We start from the raw sequence: 26,372 nt of genomic DNA on the forward strand, positions 1-26,372 counted from the left end.
GGCTACGGCCTCAATTCGATGACCGTCTTACCGATCCGGACCGGGACACCGAGTTCCACCGGCAGTGCGCGGGTGAGTTGCTGGTCAGCGAGATACGTCCCATTGGTCGAGCCGAGGTCTTCGATGAACCAGCGGCTGCCCTGCGGGAAGAGCCGGGCATGCCGTCCGGAGGCGTAGTCGTCCTCCAGTACCAGGGTGGATTCCTGGGCCCGGCCGAGCAGGATCGGCGTACCGTCGAGGTCGATGACGCGACCGCTCAACGGACCCTCGACCACGATGAGTTGCCGGGCGTGCTGCCGCGCGGGGGACTCGTCGACCAACTCCGGGTGCTTGCGCGCCTGCCTGGCGGTCGGCGTTCCGGTGCGGACCTTGCGGCCGATCACCAGATCCCGCCGCATCGCGGTGACGATGCTGAAAATCAGCACCCACAGGAGCAGCAGGAAGCCGAATCGGAGCACGGTCAGGGTCAGCCCGTTCAGGTCCAGCATCAGCGGCCGCTTCCCGGGCGCGAGCCGGTTTTCGCAGGCAACAGCCGGAAGGTCATCTTGGTGCGCCCGATGGTGAGCACATCGCCGTCGCGCAGGGCAAGGCTGCCGTTGATCCGGGAGCCGTTCAGGAAACTTCCATTGGTCGAGCCGAGGTCGACTGCAGTGCCTTGGCCGTCGTCGAGCCGGATTTCCAAGTGCTTCCGGGATACCCCGGTGTCGTCGACCAGGATGTCGGCTTCCGAGGAGCGGCCCAGGGTGATCGATGAGGCATTGAGCGAGTAGCGCTGGCCATCGATGTCCAGCACCGGTTGCAGGGCCACCGCCGGCCGCACCGGGCCGGCGGATTCGGGTGCCGCGCTCCTGGGCGCCGGCTGGGCCGGCCGGGGGGCGCGGGGTGGTTGCATCGCCGGATAGGCCGGTTGCGCTTGTTGCGCCTGGCCGTTGCTCTTCTCGGTATTCGAGAGCACCTGGAATTCGCCGGACTTGTTTTCCACGGTCTGGGTGAAGGAGACCTTGACCGGCCCCTGCAAGGTGTATCCCTGGGAGCGGGCGTGCCGGATCGCGACATCGCAGAGCTCTTCGGCTAGCGCGGTTCCCCAGCTCCGGGCACGCTCGAAATCAGGGCCGCTGAGCCGGACGTCGTAGACGTTCGGGGCGAGCGTCCGCCCTGCGGCCATGGTCATAGCTTTGTCGTCCATTTCGCGACGCAGCCGACTGGCGATCTCCACCGGCTGGACTTGCGATTTGGACCCGCGGGCGAAAGCGCCGCGGACGGCCTTCTCCAAGCCTCGCTCAACATTGTCGAGTAGTCCCACGGACACCTCCTCAGGTTCTCGGTTTCCGGTGCACAGGGCACCGTTTGTCGGCTGGTCCGACGAAGCGGCCAGGTATTGCTTCTGGGCTAGATACTACTTGGTGAGCCCGGCAAAGACCTTAAAGCACAACGTCCGAGGGTTGCCGAAAGTTCTCCGCGCGGCTGCTCCGCGCCCGCCCGGCCCGCTAAATTCCAGGCCTCCGCGGACTGTTGGGCACCGAGTTTAGGAATATCGGCCGGTTGTCCGCTATGCTTGTTTTCGCTGTGATTCCGGGATCCGGGCAGAGAAAGTTTCTGTCGGTCCGGAATGAGCACTCTGCGCGAGTGGCGGAACGGCAGACGCGCTGGCTTCAGGTGCCAGTATCCGAAAGGGTGTGGGGGTTCAAATCCCCCCTCGCGCACAAAAGTGAAGGCCCCGATCTCTGGATCGGGGCCTTCTTTGTGTTTGCTTCCGCACGAGTGGCCAGTTCTGCAGGCTAAATCTGGTTTTTAACCTGCAGAACTGGCCACTCGATGAGGGCAGGGCGGAAGTACGAAGAGCTCAGGGGGCCAGGCTGGGCGGCTGCAGCCCGAAAACCTCGCTGAGTGCCAAATGGGCCGCGTGCATGCCGCCCATGCCGTGTACGCCCGGCCCAGGGGTGGTCGAGGCGGAACCCAGGTACAGCCCGCGGACCGGGGTCTTCCACGGCGTGCCGCCGAACACCGGACGGGCCAGCAGCTGGCGAAGATCAGTGGTTCCCGCGCCGAAGTCGCCGCCGATGTAATTGGCGTTGTATTCGGAGAGCTGCTGCGCGGTCGTCGCTTTCGACTGGACGATGGTGTCCCGGAAGCCGGGTGCGAACCGTTCGATCTGGCGTACTACGGCTTCCGTCATGTCCGTGGTGGAGCCGGCCGGCACGTGGCAATAGGTCCAAAGCACCTGCCGGCCCGACGGCGCCCGGCCGGCGTCGAACTGGCTGGGCTGGGAAAGCAGCACATAGGGCTTCGCGGGATGCACGCCCCGGGCCACCTCGGCTTCGGCCCGGGCCATTTCCGCGCGGGTTCCGGCGACATGGGCAGTTCCGGTCGCGGCGATCTCCGGATTCTGCCAGGGGACCGGCTCGGAAAGGATGAAATCGACCTTGCAGGCCGCATTGTTGTACCGGAAGCGTCGCAGCGCATCCGCATACCGGTCGGGGAGCCGGTCTCCGGCGATCTGGAGCAATGCTTTGGGCGTGGTGTCCAGGAGCACCGCGGAAGCGTCGGAAAGCTCGGCCAGGTCATCGATCCGGCGACCGGTGTGCAGCCGGCCGCCATGGGCCAGGAAATCGTCCAGCATGGCCTTGGCGATGCTCGCCGAGCCGCCGCGTGGAATCGGCCAGCCGACGGTGTGCGCCAAATGGCCCAGCACCAGCCCGGCCGCACTGCTGGCCAGCGAAGGCATCGGGCCGACCGGGTGCGCGGCGACGCCGGTGATCAGTGCGGGCGCCGTCGCCCCACGGAAGCCGGTGTTCCACCAGGGCCCGCCTTGCCACAGCGTGCCCAGGCCCAAGGCCAGCGGGCCGGCGATCCCGGAAGGGACCCGCCACACCTGATTCAGCGCCAGATCCAGCACCGCCTCGGTGTTCCGGACCAGCGGTGCCATCAACCGCCGGTACGCCGCGCCGTCCACGCCGAGCGAGGCGACCGTGCGCGCCAAATCCCGATAGGCCAAACCGGCCTGCCCGCCGTCGAGCGGGTGCGCGTAGGAGATTTCCGGGACGAACCATTCGATCCGTTCGGCGAGGCCGAATTCCCGGAAAAACGGCGAGGCCAGGGCCATCGGGTGCACTGCGGAACAGACATCGTGCCAGCTGCCGGGCTCGATCAGTTCTTCGGTCCGGGTGCCGCCGCCGATTGTGTCTTTGGCTTCGTAGAGGTCCACCGGCACGCCGGCGCGGGCCAGCACGACGGCGGCTGCCAAGCCGTTCGGCCCGGAGCCGACGACGGCGGCGCCGCTCACTGGATCGCTACTGGTTGTTTGCCCATGGATTCACGGTACTTCGTCCGGATCCGGTTGCCCACGTTCTTCCAGGTCCGGTCGCGGATGAAGATCGAATCGATGGCGATCATGGTCAACGAGAACCAGGGCAGGCCCATCAGGACCGCGATGCCGATGTGGAAGGACAGGATGCCGAACAGCGCCAGGATCCGGGTCGGCCGGGTCAGCAGCATCAGGGGGAAGGACATCTGGATGATGATCGAACTCCAGCTGATGATCGCGACCATCGGCGCCCAGTAGGTGAACAGCTGGCTCAGCTCGGGCCAAGTGCCGAAGCGGTCGGTCATCAACGGGTTGTAGATCGCATAGCCGGTGGACCAGGGCGTGCCGCCGGCCTTGTACAGGGCGCCGGAGACGTAGACGAAACAGACCTGGGCGGTGAGCACGACCAAGGTCAGATTGTGGAACAAGTTGCTGATCTGCGGGTCGAAGAGGCCTTCGCCGCGCCATTTGCGCACGATCCAGGGGGTAGCTTCGGTGAACGTGCCGGCGAACTTCCGACGCCGCCGGGCATCGAGTGAGAGCCGGGCGGCGGGGTCGGCGAAGAACAGGAAGAGCAACGCGATGCGGTACATGTTGTCGCCCTGGTCACCGAGCATGTCGTTGGCTTCGATGAAGGAGACCCAGAGGATGAAATAGACCGGCAGCACGAACTTGAAGCGCCAACCGATGGTGAAGAGCACCGCCACGAACATCAGGACCAGGTAGAGGAAGGTGTAAACCGCCCCGTTGGTGATCGCATCATGGAAGACCGAGAAGATCCAGATCTTCGGGAAATCGCTTTTCGCCGTGGCGGCTTCGCCGTTCCAGACCGATCCGGGGCCGAAGCTGTACAACCGGGTGGAGAAGTTGAAGAACAACAGCCCGAAGCCGGTGACGCCGAACACGATCCGGGTCACGGCCAGGCCGTAGAGCGACTTCTTGCTGTCCAAGAGCCAGGCCTCGGTCCAGAAGTACCCGCGCTTGCCCACGTCGGTGATCACGTCGATCAAATCCTGGAACAAGCCGGTCAAGAACGCCCAGAAGCCGAAGACGAAGCGCAGGAACGGGTTCGCCGAGGTGCGCGCGGGCTTGGCCGGGGCGGGCCCCTGCGGAGCTTTCTCCGGTGCGGGTTCGGGAGCGGGCTGGGTTTCTTCGGCCTTGGTGCTGGTCATCGCGGAAGCCTTTCGTACGCGGCTTTGAAGACATCGGCGAAATCTTTGTCCGACTGGCCGGGGGCGACCTCCAGGCCGCGCCAGCCGGTGTCCGCAATCTGCATCGGTTGCGGCTGCACACCCGGGGTGTTGCGATCCGCGAACGGGATCACGTTTTGCCGGTAGACCTGGAACTGGACCCTGGTCACCGAACTGCCCCAGACCGCTCGGGCGACCTGGGTGGCGTACTTGATCACGGTGTTCTCGGAGTCCAAATAGGGTGCGATCACGTCCGGGGTGCCGTACGATTGCAGCTTTTCGTTCAACCGGATCGGCCAGTCGTTCCCGTTGAAGTAGTTCAGCGCGGTGACGACTTTGTGGTCGGCGGTCAAGGCGTCCCACTTCCCTTTGTACTCCGAAGCCAACTCGCCGGCGCCGATGCCGGCCCGGGGTGGGAAGAGGTTGTGCCGGATCATCGAGGTCTCGACTTCGGTGGCGTCGACCCAGTCGGTGATTTCTTCCGCACCGTCCTTGGGCAGCGCGGCCCGGACTTTCAAGACGTAATTGCCGTTGATCGGCTCCGGGGCGAAGACGCTCCAGGATTGGCCGAACATCGGGATCATGTAGGACGAGAGCACTTGCTGCCCGCCCGGGAACAGTGCCCGGGCTCCGGCTGAATACGGTGCTATCCACAAAAAAGAAGCGGCGATGTGCCATACCGCCGCCAGGACCGCGACGACCATCACCGCCCGAACGATTTTCTTCCGTGCCGGTCTTGCCGGCGGCACCGCTTCAGCCATCGATCATTACCCTTCAACACGACTGTGTGCTGGCCAGAAATCGCATTCCCGGCCAGCACACAGTCTATTCATTTGTGAGAATGATTCCGCTCTCGAAACACCAGAGCCGGATCATCCGTGCACGGTTCGGCGCTAGCTGCCGATCTCAGTTCCCCGGCGCTTGCGGCTGACCGCAATGCTGACCAGGGCTGCACCGAGCAGGAGCGCGATTCCAGCCCCGACGAAGATCGAGGTCGGATCGTTGGAGCCGGTGTTGGCGAGGCCGTCACCGGATCCGTTGCTGCTGCCCGAAGCATTGACATTGCCTGCGCCAGCCGGAACCACCTTGAACGAGACCGAACCGGTCTTGGCGGCATCGACTGTGGAGGTCAAGGTCACCGTGTGGTCGCCGAGTTCGAGGTTCTGGCTGTTGAAGGTGAACACGACCTGACCATTGGCGTCCGCCACCTGGCTGCCCAGCGGGCTCTGCTCGGAGAACAGGACCCCGGCCACCTTTTCGGTTGCCTTGAATCCGGTACCGGTCACCTTGAGCACGACATTCGCACCCTTGTTGACCAGGTTCCGGTCGATGGTCACCTTGATGCCCGAGGCATTGCCGTTGGCGTCCGCTGCGGCATTCGACGAGGCGCTGCTCGACGAATTCGCATTGGATGCCGCCGAGGCCGCTGCGCTAGCGTTGGCGTTGGCCGCTGCCGATGCTTTGGCATTCGAATCGGACTGCGCTGCGGAGTTCGCGGCTGCGGTTGCCGCAGCTTGAGCCGAGGCATTCGCTGCGCTGGTTGCGTCAGCGGATGCATTGGCGGTGGCATTGGCGGTTGCTGCGGACTTCGCGGCGGCGTTGGCTGCGGTGTTGGCTGCGGCCGATGCCGTGCTGGTCGCGTCGGCGTTGGCGGCTGCCTGAGCTGCTGCCTGGGCCGCGGCGTTCGCCTTGGAATCGGCGTTGGCCGAAGCCGCAGCCGAGGCCGAAGCGTTCGCATTCGCGTTCGCCGTGGCATTCGCGTTAGCTGCTGCGGCTGCCGAAGCATTCGTCGACGAGTTCGCAGTCGCCGCGGCCTTGGAGGCCGCGTTGGCGTTCGCGGTTGCCGCAGCCGAGGCCGTGGCGTTCGTGTCGGACTGTGCTGCGGAGTTCGCGGCTGCGGTTGCTGCGGCTTGTGCCTGTGCATTGGCTGCGCTGGTTGCGTCAGCTGATGCGTTGGCGGTGGCATTGGCGGTTGCTGCGGACTTCGCGGCGGCGTTGGCTGCGGTGTTGGCTGCGGCCGATGCCGTGCTGGTCGCGTCGGCGTTGGCGGCTGCCTGAGCTGCTGCCTGGGCCGCGGCGTTCGCCTTGGAATCGGCATTCGCGGATGCGGACGCCGATGCCGAAGCATTCGTGTTCGCGCTCGCGGTGCCGTCCGCCGGGGTCACGGTCAGCGGAGTGCTGGTCGTGGTGGCGCCTTGGGTCCCGACGACGGTGTCGTTGCCGGGTTTGGCGTCGGCCGGTACCGGCAGGTCGGTTGCCGGCAGCGAGCCGTCAGCCGCCGGGGTGATCGAAACCGGGGCTCCGACGTTTGCACCGCTGGGGTCCTTGAGCTGGACCGAGACCGGGGTTCCGGGGGTCCAACCGGTGCCGGTGACGCTGGTCTTCTTGCCAGCGGGCACCGACGTCGGGTTGACCGTCAGAGCCGGGGTTCCGGCCGGCGTCACGGTCAGCGGCGCCGACTGCGTGTTGCTGCCTTGGGTTCCGACGACGGTGTAGGCGCCCGGGGTGGCGGTTGCCGGTACCGGGAGGTCGGTTGCCGGCAGCGAGCCGTCGGCAGCCGGGGTGATCGACACCGGAGTGCCGACTGCAGCGCCCGCCGGGTCGGTCAGCTGGACCGAGACCGGGGTTCCGGGGGTCCATCCGGTGCCGGTGACGCTGGTCTTGGTGCCAGCGGGAACCGAAGCCGGATCGGCCTTGATCGTCGGTGCCGCAGCATCGGTGACGGTCAACGGAGCGGTCTGCGTGTTGCTGCCTTGGGTACCGACGACCGTGTAATCGCCGGCCTTGGTCCCGGCCGGAACCGGGAGATCGGTTGCCGGCAGCGAACCGTCGGTGCCCGGGGTGATCGAAACCGGGCTGCCCACATTGGCTCCGGCAGCATCCTTGAGCTGGACGGAGACCGGTGAAGCCGGGTCCCATCCGGTGCCGGTGACGCTGGTCTTGCCGCCGGCCGGGACCGAGGCCGGATCGGCCTTGATCGTCGGTGCCGCAGCATCGGTGACGGTCAACGGAGCGGTCTGCGTGTTGCTGCCTTGGGTACCGACGACCGTGTAATCGCCGGCCTTGGTCCCGGCCGGAACCGGGAGATCGGTTGCCGGCAGCGAACCGTCGGTGCCCGGGGTGATCGAAACCGGGCTGCCCACATTGGCTCCGGCAGCATCCTTGAGCTGGACGGAGACCGGTGAAGCCGGGTCCCATCCGGTGCCGGTGACGCTGGTCTTGCCGCCGGCCGGGACCGAGGCCGGATCGGCCTTGATCGTCGGGGTGGCGGCAGCCGTGACCGTCAGCGGGGTGCTGACCGGCGGTGTGGTGCCTTGGGTGCCGACCACGGTGTATGCGCCCGCAGCCGAACCCGCAGGTACCGGGAGGTCGGTCGCCGGCAGTGAACCGTCAGCGTTCGGGGTGACCGAAACCGGGGCTCCGACGTTCGCGCCGCTGGGATCCTTGAGCTGGACCGAGACCGGAGTCCCGGTAGCCCATCCGGTGCCGGTGACGCTGGTCTTGCCGCCGGCCGGGACCGAGGCCGGGTTGACGGCCAGTGCCGGAGCGGCTGCTGCTGCGCCGAAGTCGGCCGTCGACGAGGAGATGCTGACCCGGGCCAGACCATCACGCGGGTCCGGAACCTGGCCGCCGCCGGGTGCCGGCGGGGTCGGGAATCCGGGCAAACCGCCCGGGAACAGGACCAAGGTCAGCGCGCGGACCGAGTAGGCGGTCGGGCTGGCAATATCTGCCGGGCGTCCGTCCAGCGTCGGTTGATCGTTGATGATCAGTCGGGCAACCTGCTTGATCGCTTGGAAAGCCGGGCTGAGGGCGTCTCCGGCAGCCTTGACAATCGGCTCCACGATGGCTTGGATCGGGCCGGGATTAGCGGTCAGGGTGGTATTCAAACCATCGATCGCCGTACCGAGGACCGTCTTCAGCGCGGTCAACAAGACCGGCTTCAGAGCATTGACGATGGTTCCGGCCGGAATGTTCACGGGAGGAAGCAACGGCGGCTTGATGCTCAGATCGGTTGCCGTGATGGTCGGATCTCCGGCACCGGTCACGCCGGTGAACTGCGCCAGCGTACCCGTGATGTTGATCGAGGTGTTCGCGCTGGCCACGCCGCCCACCAAATCAACCTTGGCTGCCAAGTCGATGGTCAGCTTCAAGTTGTTCAGCAGAGCGTCTTTCAGACCGGTATTCAGTTTCTCGATCACGGCATCGGCAACATCTGCGACTCCGTTGACCAGAGCCTCGACCATCTTGTCATCGAGCACATCGGTGTTCGGCGGCAAACCGTTCAGATCCTTCGCGCCACCAGTGGCGTTGTAGATCTTGGCGACGTCCACGTCTGCCAGGCCGGTGGTCAAGTCGAGCGTGACGCCACCGTTCTTGCTGACGATCTTGGTCGGCAAGCTGGCCGCCAGAGCTGCGACGACGGCGTCGGTTCCGGTGATCGAAACCGTGCTGCCGGTGGTCTTCAGGCTCGCTACCACCAGGTCCACGTTCAGCGCTGCCAACGCGGCCTTCAGTGCAGTGTTCAGCGCTCCGGTGTCACCGATGACGGCATTGATCGGGGTCTTGAGTTGATCCAAGCCACTGGTCAGGAGCCCGGTCAGACCAGCCACCGGGGGCAACTGCAGGCGGGCGTGCGCATCTGCGAACGCGTAGCTGGTGTCTGCTGCCGTGATCGGTTTCTTGGTCGCATTGATCGAGCTGGAGAGCGCGTTGGCGTCGACTTCAGCGGTGCTGATCAGTTGGTGAGCGGTATCGAGGCCGAGCTGATCCAGCAAAACGCGCAGATCGATCTTGGCGTTGATGTTCTTGCTCGGATCCTGCGCAGCGCTCGGATCGATCGATCCGCTGTCGGTGATCGCTCCGGCAGCAGCCTTGCCGGCGGCAGCCTGGGCCGCGGCGTAGCTGTTCAGGGCGCCGACGGCGCCACCGATGTCGAGCAATCCCGGCTGGCCTGGACCGTTCTTCACGATCGGCAGGTTGATGTTCGGCAGTTGTAGGGCTTTGCCACCGAAGACATTGAGGTTGAGGGGTTGCTTGTCCGGACCGGGGCTCTTGACCGAGCTTGCGCTGGTGAGACCGGCCTCGGCAAGCGCCATGCCGCCGAGGAAGGCGCCGACGATGGAGCCCCGAGCTTCAACCGGATCACCGGACGGTGACTGGATTGCCTGTGCGGAACCCGCCAATGGCAGGGCGAGAAGCGATGCGGCTACCGCACCACTCACGATTTTAACGGCTATGCCGCCGGGCGATCTGCCCTGGCGCGCTCGGCGCCTCTCGAAGATGTTCAAGTTATTTTCCCTCGAATCTAACTCTGCATTGATCTGGATTTACGTTCAGCATCGATTCCCGGATCCGTGGATCATGAGCTCCGATGGCCAGCCACCTGGTTGGTGTACAAGCAGCGCAACTGCACATGAATGCAAAAGCGCCCCAAGTTATGCAAAGAGTATTCCTAACTATTGATTGCCGCAACGGGGCCGGAAATGCAGCTATGACCTGCAACGAAGTGTCATTTGGGGAACTTTTTCGACATATTCAGATGAATTCCAGAGCGCCTCCCAGCTCCGGTGCAGGTGCGCTCCAGATTGCCCTGCCAGGGCCTAGCGCCAGCAGCCGGTGCCGTCTGGGTTTACCGGGCAGTAGCAGGATACTTCCCTTTGTTTGCAAGGAATACGTTGGGGTGAGGCGGTTCTGCCGGCAGCTGCGGCGGGGTGCTGCCGCGAGCCGGTCCCGGTGCTCCACACGCCGGCTCCGGCGGTTTTCTGCCGGTTCTCGGCAGCTTCATTAACTAAAGGAATGCGGAACCGATGGTTTTTGTAAAAAAGCTCCGGTTCCCGGAGAGCGGATTTTTTAGCCAAAGGGATTGGTTGAACAACCCTTAAGGCGATCCAATTCCATGATAAATAGACATTCGGTAAACTCGTGACACAAAATATAGCCAATCGGCTATCGAAGAAATATACTGATGGCTATGAATATGGGCTCGTCACGGATTGATTCCGAGTGAATTCTCAGGTATCGCCCCGGCGAGCGAGCAGGCCGTCCACGATCGCGTCGAGGCCGAGCGCGAAGGCGCGGTCGGCGGTGTAGCGGCCGTGCCGCGCTTCCCGGGCCTGCACTGCGCCGGTCAAACCCGGTGCCGCGGGCTGGCCTCCGCCGTCGAAAATGTCTTCCGGTGCGTTCACGTCGAACGCGGAGCCGTAGATGAACGATTCGAGTGCGACGATGGCGTCCACGATCTCCGATTCGGGCCAGCCGGCCCGGCGGAATCCGTCGGCCACCGCTTCGTAGCTGCGCAGCGTTTGCGGGGAGTCGGCGATCGGCTGGACCGCGATGATCGGGATCAGCGGAGTGTGCTGCGCGAAGACGTCGCGGTAGGAGCGGGCCCAGGCCCGGACTGCTTCCGGCCAGGCTGCTTCGGCAAACGCGCTGACGTCCACGAAAGACATCAGGTGGTCCTGGACCAGGGCCAGCACGTCCTGTTTCGAGCGGACGTGGTTGTAGAGCGCCGAAGGGGCCACATTGAGCCGCTTGGCCAAAGCCGCCATGGTCAGGCCCTTGTAGCCGTCGCGCCGGATCAGTTCCAAAGCCGCCTGCGTGATCGGGGCTACCGCGAGGATTGCTTTTGCGGGACGCCCGGCCCTGCGCTTGGCGGGCTGCTGGTGCGCTGGGTCGGGCATCGCTTCCTGGTCCGGCATCGTCCAATTATGGCATCCGCGCCCTTGCCGGATCGGCGGTCGGGACGTACAGTGGTGATCAAAATGAATTATATTCATTTTGTGATCCGGGATACATCCGCCGTGCCGGCGGGAAATGAGGAAGCATGAATGCAGAGGCCAAAGACGTCATCATCGTCGGAGCCGGCCCGTCCGGACTCACCGCAGCGTGGCGGCTCAAGCAGGCCGGGCTGAGCGTCCAGGTGCTCGAAGCCCGGGACCGGGTCGGCGGACGCACCTGGACCGATACCATCGACGGGGCGAGCCTGGAGATCGGCGGCCAGTGGGTTTCGCCGGACCAAACCGCGCTGCTGGCCCTGCTCGCGGAGCTGGGCCTGGAGACCTTTCCGCGCTACCGCGACGGCGAGTCGGTCTACCTGGCTCCGGACGGCACGCGGACCCGCTTCACCGGCGAAATATTCCCGGCCTCGGCGCACACCGTCGCCGAGATGGAACGGCTCATCGGGCTGCTGGACGATTTGGCCGCGGAGATCGGGGCCGGAGCGCCCTGGGCCCATCCGCGGGCACGCGAGCTGGACACCGTCTCCTTCCACCATTGGCTGCGCGGGCAATCCGATGACGAGGAGGCCTGCAATAACATCGGGCTCTTCATCGCCGGCGGCATGCTCACCAAGCCCGCGCATGCTTTTTCCACGCTGCAGGCGGTTCTCATGGCCGCCTCGGCCGGCTCCTTCAGCAACCTGGTGGATGACAATTTCATTCTGGACAAGCGCGTCATCGGCGGCATGCAGCAGGTGTCCGAGCTGTTGGCGGAACGGCTGGGCCCGGATCTGCGCTTGAACGCGCCGGCGCGCACGATCCGCTGGGACCGGGACTCGGTCCAGGTCGAAGCCGACGGTGTCACGGTGTCCGGTCGCCGGGTGGTCATGGCGGTGCCGCCGAACCTGTATTCCCGGGTCTCCTTCGACCCGCCGCTGCCCCGGCGGCAGCACCAGATGCACCAGCACCAGTCCTTGGGCCTGGTGATCAAGGTCCATGCGGTCTATACGACACCTTTCTGGCGCCAGGAAGGGCTTTCCGGGACCGGCTTCGGCGCTGCCGAGCTGGTCCAGGAGGTGTACGACAACACCAATCACGGGGACCCGCGGGGTACCTTGGTCGGATTCATTTCAGACGAGAAGGCGGATCGGGTGTTCGAACTCGACGCCGATGAGCGGCGCGCCGAAGTCCTCGCCTCGCTGGCCCGCTACCTGGGCCCGGCGGCCCTGGACCCGGAGGTCTACTACGAATCGGATTGGGGTTCCGAAGAGTGGACCCGCGGGGCGTATGCCGCGAGCTTCGATTTGGGCGGCCTGCACCGTTACGGCGCGGATCAGCTGACTCCGGTCGGGCCGATCCATTGGTCCTCTTCGGATTTGGCCGCGGAAGGCTATCAGCACGTCGACGGCGCAGTCCGGATGGGCGAATACACCGCGCAGAATCTGCTGCGCGAACTGGGCCGGAGCAGCTGATGCGCTACGTCGTCGGCTATACCGCGAATGCCCGTGGCCGGGAGGCGCTCGATTTGGCCGTCGCCCTGGCCAAACGGCAGGACGCCGAGCTGGATCTGGTGCTGGTCCTGCCGCAGGACTCGCCCTTCAAGGCGGCCTATCCGCCGGCTCCGGGATTCGACCGTGCCTTGCAGCAGCAAGCCCAGAGCTGGCTGGATGAAGCCCTGGCGATGGTTCCGGCCGAGGTCGTTGCCCGGGGGCAGCTTCGCTTCGCCGAATCCGAAGCCGAGGCGCTCAATGCCGCGGCCGCCGAACTCGACGCCGGATTGCTGGTGGTAGGTGCGGCCAGCAATGGCCTCTTCAAGCGATTCACGGTGGGCAGTACGGCGAGTTCGCTCCTGCATTCGGCGCAGATCCCGGTGGCTTTGGCGCCGGGCGGGTATCAGAACACCGAGCCGATCAGCCGGCTCAGTTGCGGCGTGGGTACCCGTCCCGGAGCCGACGAGGTTCTGGGCTTGGCCTTGGACACCGCGGCCCGGCGTGCCCTGCCGTTGCGCCTGATCTCGCTTTTGGCGCTCGACCAGGACCTCGAGCCGGGGGCCTCTGGAACCTTGCAGGAGGCGGCCCGGAGCTATCTGGAAGAAAAGCTCCGGACCGAATCGGCGGACCGCCCGCCCCTCGGCTCACCGGTGGAGATCGTGGTGGCACAAGGCCGCAGCATCGAGCAGGCGGTCGACGCGCTGGCCTGGCAGGACGGTGAGGTCCTGCTGATCGGATCCAGCCGGCTGGCCCAGAACCGGGCGTTGTTTTTGGGCAGCACCGCGCAACGGATTCTGCGCGCCCTGCCCGTCCCGATGATCGTGCTGCCCCGCGGGCAGCAATCCGAGCAGAGTTACTAGAGGGTGATATGAGCCAGACAAAGACGTCTTCAGGCCACGGAGAAGCAGGCCCGAACAGCTCCGGATTGAGCGAGAAGGGCCTGAAAGCCGGATCGGTCGGGCTGCTCGGGGCGGTGGTGATCGGGATTTCCACCATTGCGCCGGCCTATACCCTGACCGCCGCGCTGGGACCCACGGTGTCCGTCGTCGGCGTGCATTTGCCGGCGATATTCCTGGTCGGGTTCATCCCGATGATCCTGGTAGCGTTCGGGTACCGCGAACTCAACAACGCGATGCCGGACTCCGGGACCTCCTTTACCTGGGCCAGCCGGGCCTTCGGCCCCTGGATTGGCTGGATGGGCGGCTGGGGCCTGATCGCGGCGACCGTGATCGTGCTCTCGAATCTGGCCGCGGTCGCGGTGGATTTCTTCTACTTGCTGCTGGGCCAGATCTTCGGGAATCCGGAGTTGGGCGAGTTGCGCCACGTGCTCTGGTTGAACATCCTGACCACCCTGGTGTTCATTGCGTTGGCCTGCTGGGTGTCCTACCGGGGCATGGAAACTACCAAGACCGTGCAGTACGTTTTGGTCGGATTCCAGTTGCTGGTGCTCGGCTGGTTCGCGATTTCGGCCTTCGCCCACGTGGCCAACGGCACCGCGTTCGACGCGACCATGATCACGCCCGAATGGTTCAACCCGTTCGGGGTGAACTCCTTCTCCGAATTCGCCGCCGGGGTGTCGCTGTCGATCTTCGTGTATTGGGGCTGGGACACCACGCTGACCATGAACGAGGAGATGAAGAATCCGAAACGGACGCCCGGCAGGGCCGCCATGCTCACGGTGCTGATCATCGTGGTCATCTACATGACGGTTGCCCTGGCCACGCTGTCCTACGCCGGAGTGGGCGAAACCGGCCTCGGCACCGGGAATCCGGACAACCAAGCCAGCATCTTCGCGGTTCTGGCCGGGCCGGTGATGGGTCCGTTCGCGATCCTGATGTCTTTGGGCATCCTCTCCAGCTCGGCGGCGTCGTTGCAATCGACTTTCGTCTCTCCGGGCCGCACCTTGCTGGCGATGGGCCACTACCGGGCGTTGCCGAAGTCGCTGGGCCGGATCAGCCCCAGCTACAAATCGCCGTCGACGGCGACGGTCACGGCCGCGGTCGCAGCCGGCGCCTTCTACGCGATCACCCGCGTGGTCTCGGAGAATGCGCTTGCTGACACCGTGACCGCCTTGGGCATGATGATCTGCTTCTATTACGGGATCACCGCCCTGGCCTGCGTCTGGTACTTCCGCCGGAGCTGGTTCGGTTCGGTGCGCTGGTTCGTCTTCCGGTTCCTGCTGCCGCTGCTCGGCGGAGTGATGCTGTTGCTGTTCTTCGTCAAAACCGCGATCGATTCGATGGACCCGGAATACGGTTCCGGATCCGAGCTCGGCGGGGTGGGGCTGGTTTTCATCCTGGGCATCGGAGTGATCCTGCTGGGCGCGGTGTTGATGGTCGTGATGTACTTCCGCGATCCGGACTTCTTCCGGGGCCGGATCCTGCATCGCGGGGCGGACATCCCGTAACCGCAGCGCCGCCGATCATGCGTAGAATGGTGGGCGGCCTGGGTGCAGACGGGCCATCGGATATCAGCCCAGCCAAAGGATTCTTCCGTGAACCCGACCGCACCCCCTGCGCCCAGCCTGCAATACGCCGCCGTCGGCAGCCGGTATTTCGGCATTCTGCTCGCCATCATGGGCACGATTGTGATCCTGTCCGGCATCGGCGCGGTCAAAGGCGTGCAGTTCGGTCCGATCATCACCGACGGCGGCTTCTTCCTGTTTCCGTTCGCGTACATCCTGGGCGATGTGATCAGCGAGGTCTATGGCTTCAAGATGGCGCGGAAAGCGGTTTTCACCTGCTTCGGGCTCTCGATCTTCGCCTCGCTCTGCTACTGGGTGATCATCATGCTGCCCGGGTTCGACGACGATTTCGGCCGGGCGAAGCAAGCCGCCTTGGAGGGCGTACTGGGTCCGGTCCCGCTTTTGGTGGCCGGATCGTTGCTCGCCTTCCTGGCCGGGCAATTGCTGAACTCGTTCATCATGGTGCGGCTCAAGGCGCGCCAAGGCGAGCGGCGGCTGTGGGTGCGGCTGCTCGGCTCGTCCGGAGCCGGCGAGTTCGTGGACACGTTGATCTTCTGCGCCGTCGCCGCGCCGATCATCGGGATCACCGATTTCGGCGGCTTGGTCAACTACACCCTGGTCGGATTCGTCTACAAAGTCGCGCTGCAGTACCTGTTGGTACCGGTCACCGCGATGGTCATCGGCTGGATCAAAAAGCGCGAGCCGAGCTACGGCGCGGCTCCGGCGACCCAGGCCTGAGCCGTTCCGGTTCAGCGGCCGAGTTGCCCTTTGGCGTAGGCAGCCTGCCCCACATGCTGGGAGCAGTCGGAAAACACGCTGACCAGCCGGGCGCCCAGGGTGACCGGAGGATTCCACCGGGTGTCCACGATCCGGTCCAGATCCGCGCCCTGCAGGGCGCTGAGATAGTCCGCGGTCATCCGGTGCACCGCCGCATGGTATTCGGACAGCAGATCCGGCCCGTCGAACCGGACGCCGGCTACTTGTGCTTCGGTGTGGCCGTAGCCGGTGTCGGTCTCGGGCAGGGGTAGTCGGGCCCGCGCTTGGTAGCCCGAGCCGAGCCAGATCTGCTCCCGGCCGGCGACTTCGCTCAGATGGTCGTCTTGGACCCGGCTCAAATGCCAGACCAGCCAGCCGATCGAATTCGCACCGTCCGGCCCGGTGTTCAAAGCCTGCTCGTCGAGACCGTGCAATACGTCGCGGACTTCTTCGTCGATCCGGTTGAAGGCGTCGAGCAATAGTTCTGAGATTTCCATCCGATCCTCCAGTGTCTTCGGCGCTCAGCGTCCGGCTGCGTAGCCCTGCATGCCGCGTGGATTCGCTGCTGCGTAGAGTACTCCGTCGCCGGTCCGCCCGGCCACCGAGAGCCGGCCCAGGCCCCAATCGCCGGCGCGGGCCACCACGTGGCCGCGACGCTCCAACTTGGCAATGACGTCGGTGCCGATCCGGTCTTCCACGACAGCGCCGCCGGGCTCCCAGGTCCGCGGCCAGAATGAGCCGGCCAGCGACGTGGTGTGCAAAGCCGGGGCGTCGATGGCTTGCTGCGGTTCGTAGCCGCCGACGATGGTGCGCAGCAGATAGAGCAACTGCCACTGGTCCTGCTGATCGCCGGGGGAGCCTAACGCCGCGACCGCCCGGCCGTCTTTGAGCACCATGGTCGGAGTGAGCGTGGTGCGTGGCCGTTTGCCCGGCTCCAGGGTTGCCGGGCCGCCGGTTTCGAGCCAGCTCATCTGCAGCCGGGTGCCCAGGCAGAAGCCGATCTCCGGGATGTAGGGCGAGCTCTGCAGCCAGCCGCCGGACGGTGTCGCGGAGATGAAGTTCCCCCATTGGTCGACGACGTCGAGGTGGCAGGTGTCGCCCCGGGTTTCGCCGTTGGGCCGTATGGTGGGTTCGCCGACCCCGGCGCCCGAGCCGTCTATGTCGGAATTGGAATATTCGGTGCGCAGCGGCGGACGGAAGGCCTCGGTTCCGGCGACACGGCCGGGTCTGAATTCGTGGCTCGCGGTCTCCGCGATGAGCGTACGGCGCTGTGCGGCGTATTCCGGCGAAAGAAGTACGTCAAGCGGAATATTTTCGTCGTCGCCGTAGTAGGCATCCCGATCGGCGAAGGCGAGTTTTTGCGCCTCGAGGATGGTGTGGGCGCCCAACGCAGTCGAAGGGTCCAGCCGGTCATCGCTGAAGCCGGCCAGGATCTGCAGGGTTTGCAGGAGCACCGGGCCCTGGCTCCAAGCACCGACTTTGGCGATCGTGTACCCGCGGAAATCGATGCTGACCGGACGTTCGTAGCCGGCTTCGAAAGCCGCGAAGTCCGCTGCGGTGATGACCCCGGAATGATCGCGGCCGGAGGAATGCCGGTGCGCAGTAGCGGCGAAATCGCCGGCGGCGCGGCCGGCTTGCTCGCGCCAGAGCGCCCGTGCGGCGTCGATCCCGGAGACCCGTGCACCGTGTGCGGCGTCGGCCAATCGCTGCAAGGTGCTTGCCCAGGCCGGATTCCGGACCAAATCACCGGCCTGCGGGACTTTCCCTTCCGGCAGCCATTGCGCGGCCGACGTCGGCCAATGCTCGAGGAAGAAATCCGAAACCGTCGCGATGGTGCGACAGACGCCGGCCGCAATCGGGTGCCCATCCCGGGCATAGCCGATCGCGTAGGCCAAGACCTCGGCCAAGTCCCAAGTTCCATGATCCCGCAACAGCAGGAGCCACGCGTCCACCGCACCGGGGACCGCAGCCGCCAGAACGCCCGATCCGGGAATCAAGTCCAGCCCTTCGGCGAGGAAGTGTTCCCGGGTGGCCGCCGCCGGCGCCGGCCCTTGGCCCATCAATACCGTTGGCTGCGGATCGGCGCCGGAGACGAAGATCGCGGTCAGGTCGCCGCCGGGACCGTTCAGGTGCGGTTCGACCACGTGCAGTACGAAGGCCGCCGCAGCTGCCGCGTCGAAAGCATTCCCACCGCGTTCCAAGACCGATTGCGCCGATGCGGTGGCCAACCAGTGGGTGCTCGCGCTCATGCCGAACGTTCCGCGCAGGGTCGGTCGGGTGCTGAAAGCCGGTGCGGGCGTGAAGGGCGGGTTCATATCGCCAATCTACGCCGAAGCGGCAGTTTTCTTCGCAAGCACCTCGGGCAGCGCAGCAGTCCGGATCAGGAGACGGCGAGCGTGAAGCTGCCGATGCTGCCGTAGTCGCTGTAGCCGTCGACCTGGGGATCGCCTTGGCCGACGCCGTCGATGGTCAGGTAATAGGTGCCGGGGGCCAGCGTCCCGCTGAGCTTGGCGTCGATTCCGGCGGCGGTGCTGCTCGCCGCTTTGGTGGCCACCGGGTTGTTGGAGTCGAGCTGGGTGCCGTTGGCATCCAGCAGGCTCAGCTTGATGTCCAGATTGGCGCCCACCGCGGGCGGGGTCGCGGCGAAGGTGTAAGCTCCGGAAGCGCTGACCACCACCTTGTAGTAAGCCACGTCGGTCCTGCTCAGGATGGTTCCGTTGTAGCTGCTGCCTTTGGCCATCACGCTGGCGGAGGCGGTGCTGGTGCCGTGATTGGCCGGGATGTAGGACAGGCCGTGCCCGGCGATCACCGAAAGGTCGTCTTCCCTGTTGTTGGCGTCTTTGTAGTCGCCGTTGCTCCACTGGGACAGTGGTTTCCCGTAAGCGGCGCCCATGATCGGGGCCCAGATCCCCTGCCCGCGGGAATACGACCGCTGGCTGTCGCCGTCATGGCTCAAGCCGAGGTTGTGCCCGACCTCATGGGTGGCCGCTTCGGCGATATTGCTCGCGACATTGCTGAGGTTGCTGCTGAAGACCCAGGCCGGCTGGTTCTGGCCGTTGTTGGCACTGTTGAAGGTCCCCACATAGGCCACGCCGCCCACGCCGGGGCGGACGTCGGTGGTCGGCGTGATGACCACGTGCGAGCCGTAGACGTTGTCGCTTGCCGAGCTGCGGTTCAGCGCGGCGTCACCGGGGTCCGCGGTGGTGACGTCCACGTCGAAGACCGCGTAGTCCTCGGAAACCCGCTGCCAGGACTCGATGATGGCCTTGCGTTCACTGTCGCTGAAGCTGCTCGGATCGCCGTCGGTGTCGAAGGGCTTGGCGTCATAGCTCGGGTGGCTGCTGTCGTTCCACGCGGTTCCGGTGATCACGGCACCGTCGAAGTCGAGGAAAATCGTTTTCGTGGAACCCGGCCGGGAATGCAGTGCGAAGGCGTCGGCCGGGGCCGGGGCCGGGGCCGCCGCGCTGCCGGCGGCCGGAGCCGGGCGTTCGGCCGCGGAATCCGCCTTCTGCTGCGGGGTCAGGCTCGGTTCGACGAAGAACGGCGATCCTTGGCGGTCGATCCACAGGCCATTGTCGCCGCGGAGCAGATTCTTGAGCCGATCGACGCTCAAGCCGGATTTGGCCGAGGCGATGTTGAGCAGGCCGGGGCCTTTGGCCAGCGCGTCCTGGCCGGTGACTGCGTCCGGGCCGGCGGAGGAGCCGGTGACCGGTGCTGCATTGGCCAGTGGCACGTTGGCGATAGGAGCGAGGAGGAGGCCGATTGCCGAGGCGAGTACCGTGCCGGGCAGGATGAAGCTGCGCAATTTCATCAGAAGTTCCCTCGGGTAGAGTCGGGCGATGAGCCGATCCTATGGGTTCCCTGTGATTCGGACAATGGAATTCACGGAACTCTCGGGATGCTCCGAGCTTGGCATCACCAAGCCTCAGGCGGGGTAGTAGTTGGCCAAGGTCTCCGCTTTGAACTCGAAGAACGAGCCGTCGTCGATGGAGCGCCGCGCGTCGTCCACCAGCTTCACCACGAAGCGCTCGTTGTGGATCGAGATCAACGTGGCGGAGAGCATCTCTTTGGCCTTGAACAAGTGGTGGATGTATGCCCGGCTGTAATGGGTGCAGGTGTAGCAATCGCAACCGTCCATGAGCGGGCCGAAGTCGCGTTTGTATTGTGCGTTAGAGAGGTTTTTGCGTCCGAACGGCGTGTAGAACGCGGAGTTCCGGGCGACCCGGGTCGGTGAGACGCAATCGAAGGTGTCCGCACCGTTTTCGATCGCCACGAAGATGTCGTCCGGCTCCGAGATGCCGAGCAAATGTTTGGGCTTGGCTTCCGGCAGTTCCTCGCAGCACCAGCGCACGATGGTGCCCAGATTTTCCTTCTCCAGGGCGCCGCCCAAGCCGAAGCCGTCGAACTGCATGCCATCGATTTCCATCCCGCCCAGGTCGCGCGAGGCCTTGCGGCGCAGGCCCTCGTACTGTGCGCCTTGGATGACGCCGAAGAGCGCCTGGTACGGCTTGGCTTCCCGGACTTCGGTGAGCCGGCGGTGTTCGGCGATGCAGCGTTCGGCCCAGAGCCGGGTGCGTTCCAAGGCTTCTTCCTGGTAGCCGCGGGAGTTGTGCAGCGTGGTCAGCTCGTCGAAGGCGAACATCACGTCCGCGCCGAGCTGGTGTTGGATCTGCAGGGAGACTTCGGGGGTGAACCGGTGCTTGCTGCCGTCCAGGTGGGACTTGAACCAGACGCCGTCGTCGTCGATATGGGCCAGGCGTTCCTTGCCGGGAGCCACCCGGTCGTCTGCGCCGCTCTGGTCGACGTTGACCATGTCGATGACCTTTTTGAACCCTGAGCCCAAGCTCATCACCTGGAATCCGCCGGAATCGGTGAACGTCGGCCCGGCCCAATTCATGAACTTTCCCAGGCCGCCGGCCGCATCGACGATGTCTGGCCCGGGCTGCAGGTAGAGGTGGTACGCATTGGCCAGCAGGGCTTGCGCGCCGAGTTCCTTCATCGACTCCGGCAGTACGGCTTTGACCGTGGCTTTGGTGCCGACCGCGATGAAGGCCGGCGTCTGGATTTCGCCGTGCGGAGTGCTGATGGTTCCGGTCCGGCCGAGGAATTCGCCGCCGTCGTCGGTTGTCGCCGAACCGGTGTCGCGGAGTCTGGAGCCGACCGTGAAGCTGAAATCTGATTGAGGCACCCGTCTATTCTCTCAGCCCGGCGCGAGTCGTCCGCTTCGGTTCCGTTTTCGGATAGCTGGGCGCTCTTCGGATAGCCGTTTGACGTGCAAAACGCTATCCAAAAGACATGCGGCTATCTGAAACGAGGGGCGGGCTCCGAAAAGTGTTAATGCGAATGAGAATCATTAATGATTAGACTGTGCAAGTCGCCTACTTCGGAAAGCTCTGCCAGATGCCCCGTTCATTCCCCGCCTCGCCTGCTCCCGGCCGGGCCATTGGCGCAGCGCTCGCTGTCCTGCTGCTGCTCTCTGGCTGCTCGGCCACCAGTACCTTCGACGCCGGCGATCACCGGCTCAAGGTGGTGGCCAGCACCGGGATCATCGCCGACTTGGCGAAAAACGTTGCCGGGAACCGGGCCGAAGTGCTGCCGCTGGTTCCCGAAGGAGCTGATCCGCACAGCTATGAGCCGACTTTGCGCGATGTCCGGAACATCGCGTACGCGGATGTCGCCTTCACCAACCACCTGCTGCTCGAAGAACACAACCTGATCAAATCGCTGGATGCCAATCTCCGCCCGGGAACCCCGAATATTTCCTTGGCCGAAGCGAGTGAAAAGTACGGGGCGCACATCATGCCGCTGCTGGAGAATCTGACCCTGGATACGATTTGGCTGGGTTTGCGGGTGCGCGGCGCCGGCACCGGGCTGGGCGCCGACCGGAACTCCGATGTGCTGCTCAGCGCGGTCTCGGTGGACGGTCCCGGAGCGTTGCTGGCCTACGGCACGGAGACCTTCGGCAAAACCGAGCTGTACTTCGACTCGACTGACGGGGTGTCGCCGGAGAAGGACCGGACTACGCTCCCGCCGGATGCGCACACGCATTTGAGCTGGGCCTTCACCGCACCGGGCATTTACCGGCTCACCGTCCAAGCGGACCTGAAAACCGCTGCCGGCACGCAGCGAATCGGCGAGCAGACTTTCAGCTTCGCGGTAGGCGTCAATCCGGCCGAGGCCGGCCCCGGGAAAAAGGTCCTGGGCAGCGGGCATGCCGATGTCACCGCTGATCTGGACCGCAAGGAACTGTACCTCTACGCGGATCCGGAGGGCTCCGGAGATTACACGCAAAGCGAGTTCGACGCCGGCAATACCGTGATCGAAGTGCCCAACAAAGCGCTGCACGAAGTTCCGGCCGGGCCGGGTTACCGGTTCCTCGGTAGTTCCGGCGCCCAGGTCTACCAACTGCCGCAAGCGGTCCTGGGTAAGCACGTGCATGGCGAAATCGACCCGCATCTCTGGCAGGACGTCCGCAATGCCAAGGCCTATCTCGGCGTGATCAAGGACGCCTTGATCGCTGCGGACCCGGCCGGCCGGGAGGATTACACGCGCAATGCGCAGGATTATTCGGTCCAGCTCGACGAACTGGACCGTTATGTGGAAGCCAAGATCGATTCGATTCCGGAGGCAAACCGGCAGCTGATCACCACGCACGACGCCTTCGGCTATTTCGCCGACCGGTACCGGCTCAAAGTCGCGGGTTTCGTGACCCCGAACCCGGCCACCGAGCCCAGTGTCCAGGAACGCCAGAAGCTGACCCAGACGATCCAGAATCTGCAGGTTCCCGCGGTCTTCCTGGAGCCGAATCTGCGGACCCGCTCCGCAACGCTGACCCAGCTGGCCGCCGAGCTGGGGATCAACGTCTGCAGCATCTACGGCGACAGCTTCGACCAGCAGGTCAGCACGTACCTGCAGATGATGCGGGCCAATGCCGATTCGCTCGCCAATTGCCTGAACCCGAGGCACTGACCCCGCGGGTCGGAATCCCGGCCCGCCGATACCCGTCCGCAACCTAGAAAGCTGTCCCATGAAACTGCTCGCCCTCCTCCTCGCCGGGAGTCTGGCCCTCGCCCCGTTCGCCACCGGCCGGTCCGGCTCGATTCCTTCGATCCGTCCGGCCGGGGACCTCGACCAGACCATTTCTGCCCAGGAGCCGGCGGTCGCCGGGCGCGCGGTGATCGAGCAGGGCCATGTCGACATCGGTCCGCGCTTCGACGGCACGGCTGCGGGCCAGGGCGGAACCGGGAATTGGCTCATTCAAATCCATGATTCTTCCGGGCCGCAGCCGGTGTGGCGGAACCTGCCCGACGTCGTGCTCAAAGTGGCGGATGCCGCGAAGCAGGTGGTCCCGGACGATCCGAGCTATGCCTTCCTGGGCGCGACGCCGGGCAGTGAGGTCTATGTGGTGCCGCAGACCCAGCAGCAGGGCGTGGTCTGGGCCGGTTGGAATACCCAGGACCCGCAGGTGATCACCGCGATCAAGCGCCAGGCCCGGTTGAGCCTGACCGGAGTGCAGGGTCCAGGCACGGTGATGATGTATCTGCAAAGCGGAAATCTGGGCCAACCGCAAGTGCTCTGGGATTCGCGCAGAACCGGCCAGCAGGACGTGTTCATGGATGCGAACGCGCACACCCATGCCAACTGGGTGTTCAGCACCCCGGGCATCTATTTCTTGTCCGTGGAGTTCACTGCCGAGCTCACCGACGGGAGCACCGCATCGAGCAAGCAGGTGCTCCGTTTCGCAGTAGGCTCGGCCACGGACCCGGAGCCGGGGTTCGCCCAGCTGGCTCTGGCGAGTAGCCCGGCTGCCGTGCCGGCCGGGTCGGCAGATCCGGCCGGCGGCCAGTTGCTGTGGGCCGCCGGCGGGGTGCTCCTGGCGCTGTTGCTTGCCGGGCTGCTCATCGGCTTGCTGCGCTCGATCGTTTCCAGCCGGCGGGCCAAATCCGAGGTGGAAGCCGTTGCGAAGCTGGGGCAGCAACGATGAACCGGCGGTCCGGAGCGGGGACTCCGGTGGATGAGGTCTTGGCGATCCGCGGCCTGCACGTGGAGTTGGCCGGCCGCAGGGTCGTCGACGGGGTGGATCTGCGCGTCGCCGCCGGTGAAATGGTGGGCCTGCTCGGCCCGAACGGCGCCGGCAAAACTACGATGCTCCGGGCGGTGCTCGGCCTGCTCAAGCGGTCCGGTTCGGTGGCGGTCTCCGGGCGGCCGATCGGCAAGGCCCGGGATCTGGTCGGATATGTGCCGCAGCGGCACGAGTTTTCCTGGGACTTCCCGATCAGCATTGAAAACGCCGTGATGACTGGTCGGGTGGCCAGAATCGGTTGGTTCCGCCGCCCGGGGGTCACGGATTTCCGGGCGGTGCACGAGGCGATCGACAGGGTCCGGCTGGCCGATTTGGCCAAGCGGCCGGTCGGCGAGCTCTCCGGTGGGCAGCGCCAGCGGGTGTTGGTCGCCCGGGCGCTGGCGCTCAATCCCGAGCTGCTGCTCCTGGATGAGCCGTTCACCGGGTTGGACGTGCCGACCCAGGAGCTGCTCACCGGGCTGTTCGCCGAGTTGGCGGCAGAGGGCCGGGCCATTGTGATGACCACGCACGATCTCTACAGCGCGGCCCTGGAATGCAGCAGGCTCTGCCTCCTGGACCGGCGGATTCTGATCGACGGCGAGCCGGCCGAGGTTTTGAACTCGGTGCATTGGCGCCGGCTGTTCGGCGCGAGAGTGCTGCTTCCCGGCGTTGCCGCGGATGTGGCGGCAAGCCCGGCCGGCGATCCGCGGGGGATCGCATGAGTCCGCTGGATTTCCTCAATGACCTGGGCAACCCCACGCTCAGCTTCTTGCCCAAGGCCTTGCTGGTCTCCTTGTTCTCCTCGGTGATCTGCGGGGTGATCGGTTCCTTCGTGGTGCTGCGCGGCATGGCGTTCATCGGCGACGCGGTATCCCACGCGGTCTTCCCGGGCCTTGCCGTGGCTTTCGTGCTGCAAGGGAATCTGATGCTCGGCGGAGCCGCTGCCGGTGTGCTCACCGCGGTCCTGGTGGCGCTCTTTTCGCAGAACCGACGACTCAAGGAGGACAGTCTGATCGGCGTGATTTTCGCCGCGGCTTTCGCGCTGGGCATCATCGTGATCTCGCGGGCTCCGGGCTACGCCGGCTCGTTGGAGTCGTTCCTGTTCGGTTCGATCACCGGCATCCCGGCCGAGGACGTCTGGACCGTCGGCATCGGCGGCGCGGTGCTGCTGTTGATCGTCGCGGTGTTCTACAAGGAATTCGTCGCGGTGAGCGTGGACCGGGAGATGGCCAGGTCCGTGGGCCTGCCGGTGCTCTGGCTCGACATGGCGCTTTACGTCCTGGTGACGATCGCCGTCGTGCTTTCCTTGCAGACGATCGGGAACATCCTGGTGCTGGCTTTGTTGATCACCCCGGCGGCGGCGGCCCGGCTGCTGACTGACCGGATGGGCCTGATGATGCTGATCGCCCCGTTGATCGGCGCGGCTTCGGCATTGATCGGGTTGTACATCTCCTGGAGCTTGGACCTCCCGGTGGGCGGCACGATCGTGTTGGTGGCCACCTCGCTGTTCGTCCTGGCTTGGCTGTTCGCACCGAAGCACGGCCTCTTGGGCCGGCTGACTGCGACGAAGAAAGTCCCGGAATCCGGCGGCGGAGGCCCCGCCTTTGACATTGCACTGGATCTGAACCAGGATGAGGTTGTTGAGAATCATTCTCAACAACCTCGCAACTCCGACGCTAGAAAGAGCGCATTGTGACTATCAGCAAAACCTTTGAATCCGCCACACCCAGCAAGCAGAAGTTCTTCCGGACCGGTTTGGCCAGCACCGTCTTCGCCGGCATCGCGGCACTGAGCCTGGCGGTCGGCGCACCGGCCCAGGCGGCCACCGCCGTGATCTCCGAAGGACACATCGACATCGCCCGGGCGTCGATCAGCGCCAACGGCAAGAACCTGGTCCTGGGCACCAACGACGAGTTCCACGGGAACTATTACACCGCGGCACAGGTCGGCGACGTCGAGTTCGACGTCAGCAAGAAGGAAGGCGGCAACTGGATCATCCCGGCCACGCAAACCGGCAACGAGCTGTTCACCGGGTTCGCTGGTTCCGGCAACGAAGCCCCCGGTGAAGCGTCCGGAGAGCAGGGCCTGTACAACAAACTGTCGGCTGGCGACCATGTGAAGTTCACGGTCGTCCCGGCGGCCGGCAACCCGGGCACGGTGCGCCTGGACTTTCCGGCCAGCACCGGCGTCGTGACCTCGGGCAACAGCTACACCGCGGCGCTCAAAGCCAATGAGGACGAAGCGTTCCATGCGCACCCGAAGTGGACCTTCAGCGCCAAAGGCACCTACCTGGTGACCATTTCGGCAAGCAACCCGGAGAACAAGGTCGGTGCTTCCAGCCCGATCACCGTGAAGTTCGTCACCAAGTAATCAGCCCTCCATGCGGTTGC

The 26,372-nt window shown here is 65.2% G+C and carries 20 protein-coding genes and 1 tRNA gene; 10 read left to right on the plus strand and 11 right to left on the minus strand.

Annotated features, from left to right (window positions below; translation table 11 throughout):
* Positions 1 to 2 precede the first annotated feature (2 nt).
* Together JOE69_RS10245 and JOE69_RS10250 are read right to left on the minus strand one after the other, a co-directional pair.
* Positions 3 to 488 carry an FHA domain-containing protein FhaB/FipA gene (locus JOE69_RS10245; protein ID WP_296362442.1) on the minus strand — a complete coding sequence of 162 codons (486 nt, stop codon included), beginning with the start codon at positions 486 to 488 and terminating at the stop codon, positions 3 to 5.
* The gene (locus tag JOE69_RS10250) at positions 488 to 1,303 is read right to left on the minus strand and encodes an FHA domain-containing protein (RefSeq protein WP_309798397.1); all 816 of its coding nucleotides are present in this window, start codon (positions 1,301 to 1,303) and stop codon (positions 488 to 490) included. The genes JOE69_RS10245 and JOE69_RS10250 overlap by 1 nt, the downstream gene beginning before the upstream one ends.
* 317 nt (positions 1,304 to 1,620) lie before the next feature.
* Here JOE69_RS10250 and JOE69_RS10255 point away from each other — a divergent pair.
* A tRNA-Leu gene (locus JOE69_RS10255) sits at positions 1,621 to 1,703 on the plus strand.
* Between the two features lie 140 nt (positions 1,704 to 1,843).
* On the opposite strand, the gene JOE69_RS10260 is transcribed toward JOE69_RS10255, so the two are convergent.
* The 5 genes from JOE69_RS10260 to JOE69_RS10280 all read right to left on the minus strand — a co-directional run bounded on the left by JOE69_RS10260 (position 1,844) and on the right by JOE69_RS10280 (position 11,192).
* Positions 1,844 to 3,283, minus strand: coding sequence for a phytoene desaturase family protein (locus tag JOE69_RS10260; protein ID WP_309798399.1), 1,440 nt, complete (start codon positions 3,281 to 3,283; stop codon positions 1,844 to 1,846).
* On the minus strand, positions 3,280 to 4,476 hold the full coding sequence (locus tag JOE69_RS10265) for an HTTM domain-containing protein (protein ID WP_309798401.1): 1,197 nt from the start codon (positions 4,474 to 4,476) through the stop codon (positions 3,280 to 3,282). Before JOE69_RS10265 ends, JOE69_RS10260 begins: the two co-directional genes overlap by 4 nt.
* Positions 4,473 to 5,255, minus strand: coding sequence for a DUF5819 family protein (locus JOE69_RS10270; RefSeq protein WP_296362437.1), 783 nt, complete (start codon positions 5,253 to 5,255; stop codon positions 4,473 to 4,475). Before JOE69_RS10270 ends, JOE69_RS10265 begins: the two co-directional genes overlap by 4 nt.
* Before the next feature lie 132 nt (positions 5,256 to 5,387).
* Positions 5,388 to 9,716 carry a choice-of-anchor G family protein gene (locus JOE69_RS10275; RefSeq protein ID WP_309798403.1) on the minus strand — a complete coding sequence of 1,443 codons (4,329 nt, stop codon included), beginning with the start codon at positions 9,714 to 9,716 and terminating at the stop codon, positions 5,388 to 5,390.
* 789 nt (positions 9,717 to 10,505) lie between these two features.
* Entirely contained in the window at positions 10,506 to 11,192 is a 687-nt protein-coding gene (locus tag JOE69_RS10280) for a TetR/AcrR family transcriptional regulator (protein ID WP_309798405.1), read from the minus strand.
* 125 nt (positions 11,193 to 11,317) lie between these two features.
* On the opposite strand from JOE69_RS10280, the gene JOE69_RS10285 reads away from it, so the two are divergent.
* The 4 genes from JOE69_RS10285 to JOE69_RS10300 all read left to right on the plus strand — a co-directional run bounded on the left by JOE69_RS10285 (position 11,318) and on the right by JOE69_RS10300 (position 15,902).
* Positions 11,318 to 12,682, plus strand: a complete 1,365-nt coding sequence (locus JOE69_RS10285; RefSeq protein WP_309798407.1) for a flavin monoamine oxidase family protein — start codon at positions 11,318 to 11,320, stop codon at positions 12,680 to 12,682.
* Positions 12,682 to 13,560 carry a universal stress protein gene (locus JOE69_RS10290; RefSeq protein ID WP_309798410.1) on the plus strand — a complete coding sequence of 293 codons (879 nt, stop codon included), beginning with the start codon at positions 12,682 to 12,684 and terminating at the stop codon, positions 13,558 to 13,560. The genes JOE69_RS10285 and JOE69_RS10290 overlap by 1 nt, the downstream gene beginning before the upstream one ends.
* Before the next feature lie 8 nt (positions 13,561 to 13,568).
* Positions 13,569 to 15,107 carry an APC family permease gene (locus tag JOE69_RS10295; RefSeq protein ID WP_309798412.1) on the plus strand — a complete coding sequence of 513 codons (1,539 nt, stop codon included), beginning with the start codon at positions 13,569 to 13,571 and terminating at the stop codon, positions 15,105 to 15,107.
* Positions 15,108 to 15,194: 87 nt separating this feature from the next.
* The gene (locus JOE69_RS10300) at positions 15,195 to 15,902 is read left to right on the plus strand and encodes a queuosine precursor transporter (protein WP_309798415.1); all 708 of its coding nucleotides are present in this window, start codon (positions 15,195 to 15,197) and stop codon (positions 15,900 to 15,902) included.
* An 11-nt stretch (positions 15,903 to 15,913) separates the two neighbouring features.
* Here the strand turns inward: JOE69_RS10300 and JOE69_RS10305 are convergent, their stop codons facing one another.
* The 4 genes from JOE69_RS10305 to tgt all read right to left on the minus strand — a co-directional run bounded on the left by JOE69_RS10305 (position 15,914) and on the right by tgt (position 21,108).
* Positions 15,914 to 16,417, minus strand: a complete 504-nt coding sequence (locus JOE69_RS10305) for a mycothiol transferase (RefSeq protein WP_309798417.1) — start codon at positions 16,415 to 16,417, stop codon at positions 15,914 to 15,916.
* Between the two features lie 24 nt (positions 16,418 to 16,441).
* Positions 16,442 to 18,235: a gamma-glutamyltransferase family protein gene (locus JOE69_RS10310; protein WP_309798419.1), complete on the minus strand. Its 1,794-nt coding sequence runs from the start codon at positions 18,233 to 18,235 to the stop codon at positions 16,442 to 16,444.
* 65 nt (positions 18,236 to 18,300) lie between these two features.
* Positions 18,301 to 19,731 carry a DVUA0089 family protein gene (locus JOE69_RS10315; protein ID WP_309798421.1) on the minus strand — a complete coding sequence of 477 codons (1,431 nt, stop codon included), beginning with the start codon at positions 19,729 to 19,731 and terminating at the stop codon, positions 18,301 to 18,303.
* A 114-nt stretch (positions 19,732 to 19,845) separates the two neighbouring features.
* A complete protein-coding gene (gene tgt / locus JOE69_RS10320) occupies positions 19,846 to 21,108 on the minus strand; it encodes a tRNA guanosine(34) transglycosylase Tgt (protein WP_309798423.1) in 1,263 nt (420 codons plus the stop codon).
* Between the two features lie 212 nt (positions 21,109 to 21,320).
* Here tgt and JOE69_RS10325 point away from each other — a divergent pair, with 212 nt between their 5' ends.
* Genes JOE69_RS10325 through JOE69_RS10345 form a run of 5 tightly spaced genes read left to right on the plus strand, consistent with a single transcriptional unit; the run spans position 21,321 to position 26,352 of the window.
* On the plus strand, positions 21,321 to 22,889 hold the full coding sequence (locus JOE69_RS10325) for an anchored repeat ABC transporter, substrate-binding protein (RefSeq protein ID WP_309798425.1): 1,569 nt from the start codon (positions 21,321 to 21,323) through the stop codon (positions 22,887 to 22,889).
* A gap of 58 nt (positions 22,890 to 22,947) precedes the next feature.
* Positions 22,948 to 23,904 carry a choice-of-anchor M domain-containing protein gene (locus JOE69_RS10330; RefSeq protein ID WP_309798427.1) on the plus strand — a complete coding sequence of 319 codons (957 nt, stop codon included), beginning with the start codon at positions 22,948 to 22,950 and terminating at the stop codon, positions 23,902 to 23,904.
* On the plus strand, positions 23,901 to 24,704 hold the full coding sequence (locus JOE69_RS10335; RefSeq protein WP_309798429.1) for an anchored repeat-type ABC transporter ATP-binding subunit: 804 nt from the start codon (positions 23,901 to 23,903) through the stop codon (positions 24,702 to 24,704). Before JOE69_RS10330 ends, JOE69_RS10335 begins: the two co-directional genes overlap by 4 nt.
* A complete protein-coding gene (locus JOE69_RS10340) occupies positions 24,701 to 25,678 on the plus strand; it encodes an anchored repeat-type ABC transporter permease subunit (RefSeq protein ID WP_309798431.1) in 978 nt (325 codons plus the stop codon). The genes JOE69_RS10335 and JOE69_RS10340 overlap by 4 nt, the downstream gene beginning before the upstream one ends.
* Positions 25,675 to 26,352, plus strand: coding sequence for a hypothetical protein (locus JOE69_RS10345; protein ID WP_309798433.1), 678 nt, complete (start codon positions 25,675 to 25,677; stop codon positions 26,350 to 26,352). Before JOE69_RS10340 ends, JOE69_RS10345 begins: the two co-directional genes overlap by 4 nt.
* Positions 26,353 to 26,372 lie beyond the last annotated feature (20 nt).

The sequence above is a fragment of the Arthrobacter russicus genome (assembly GCF_031454135.1).
Taxonomy (GTDB): Bacteria; Actinomycetota; Actinomycetes; order Actinomycetales; family Micrococcaceae; genus Renibacterium; species Renibacterium russicum.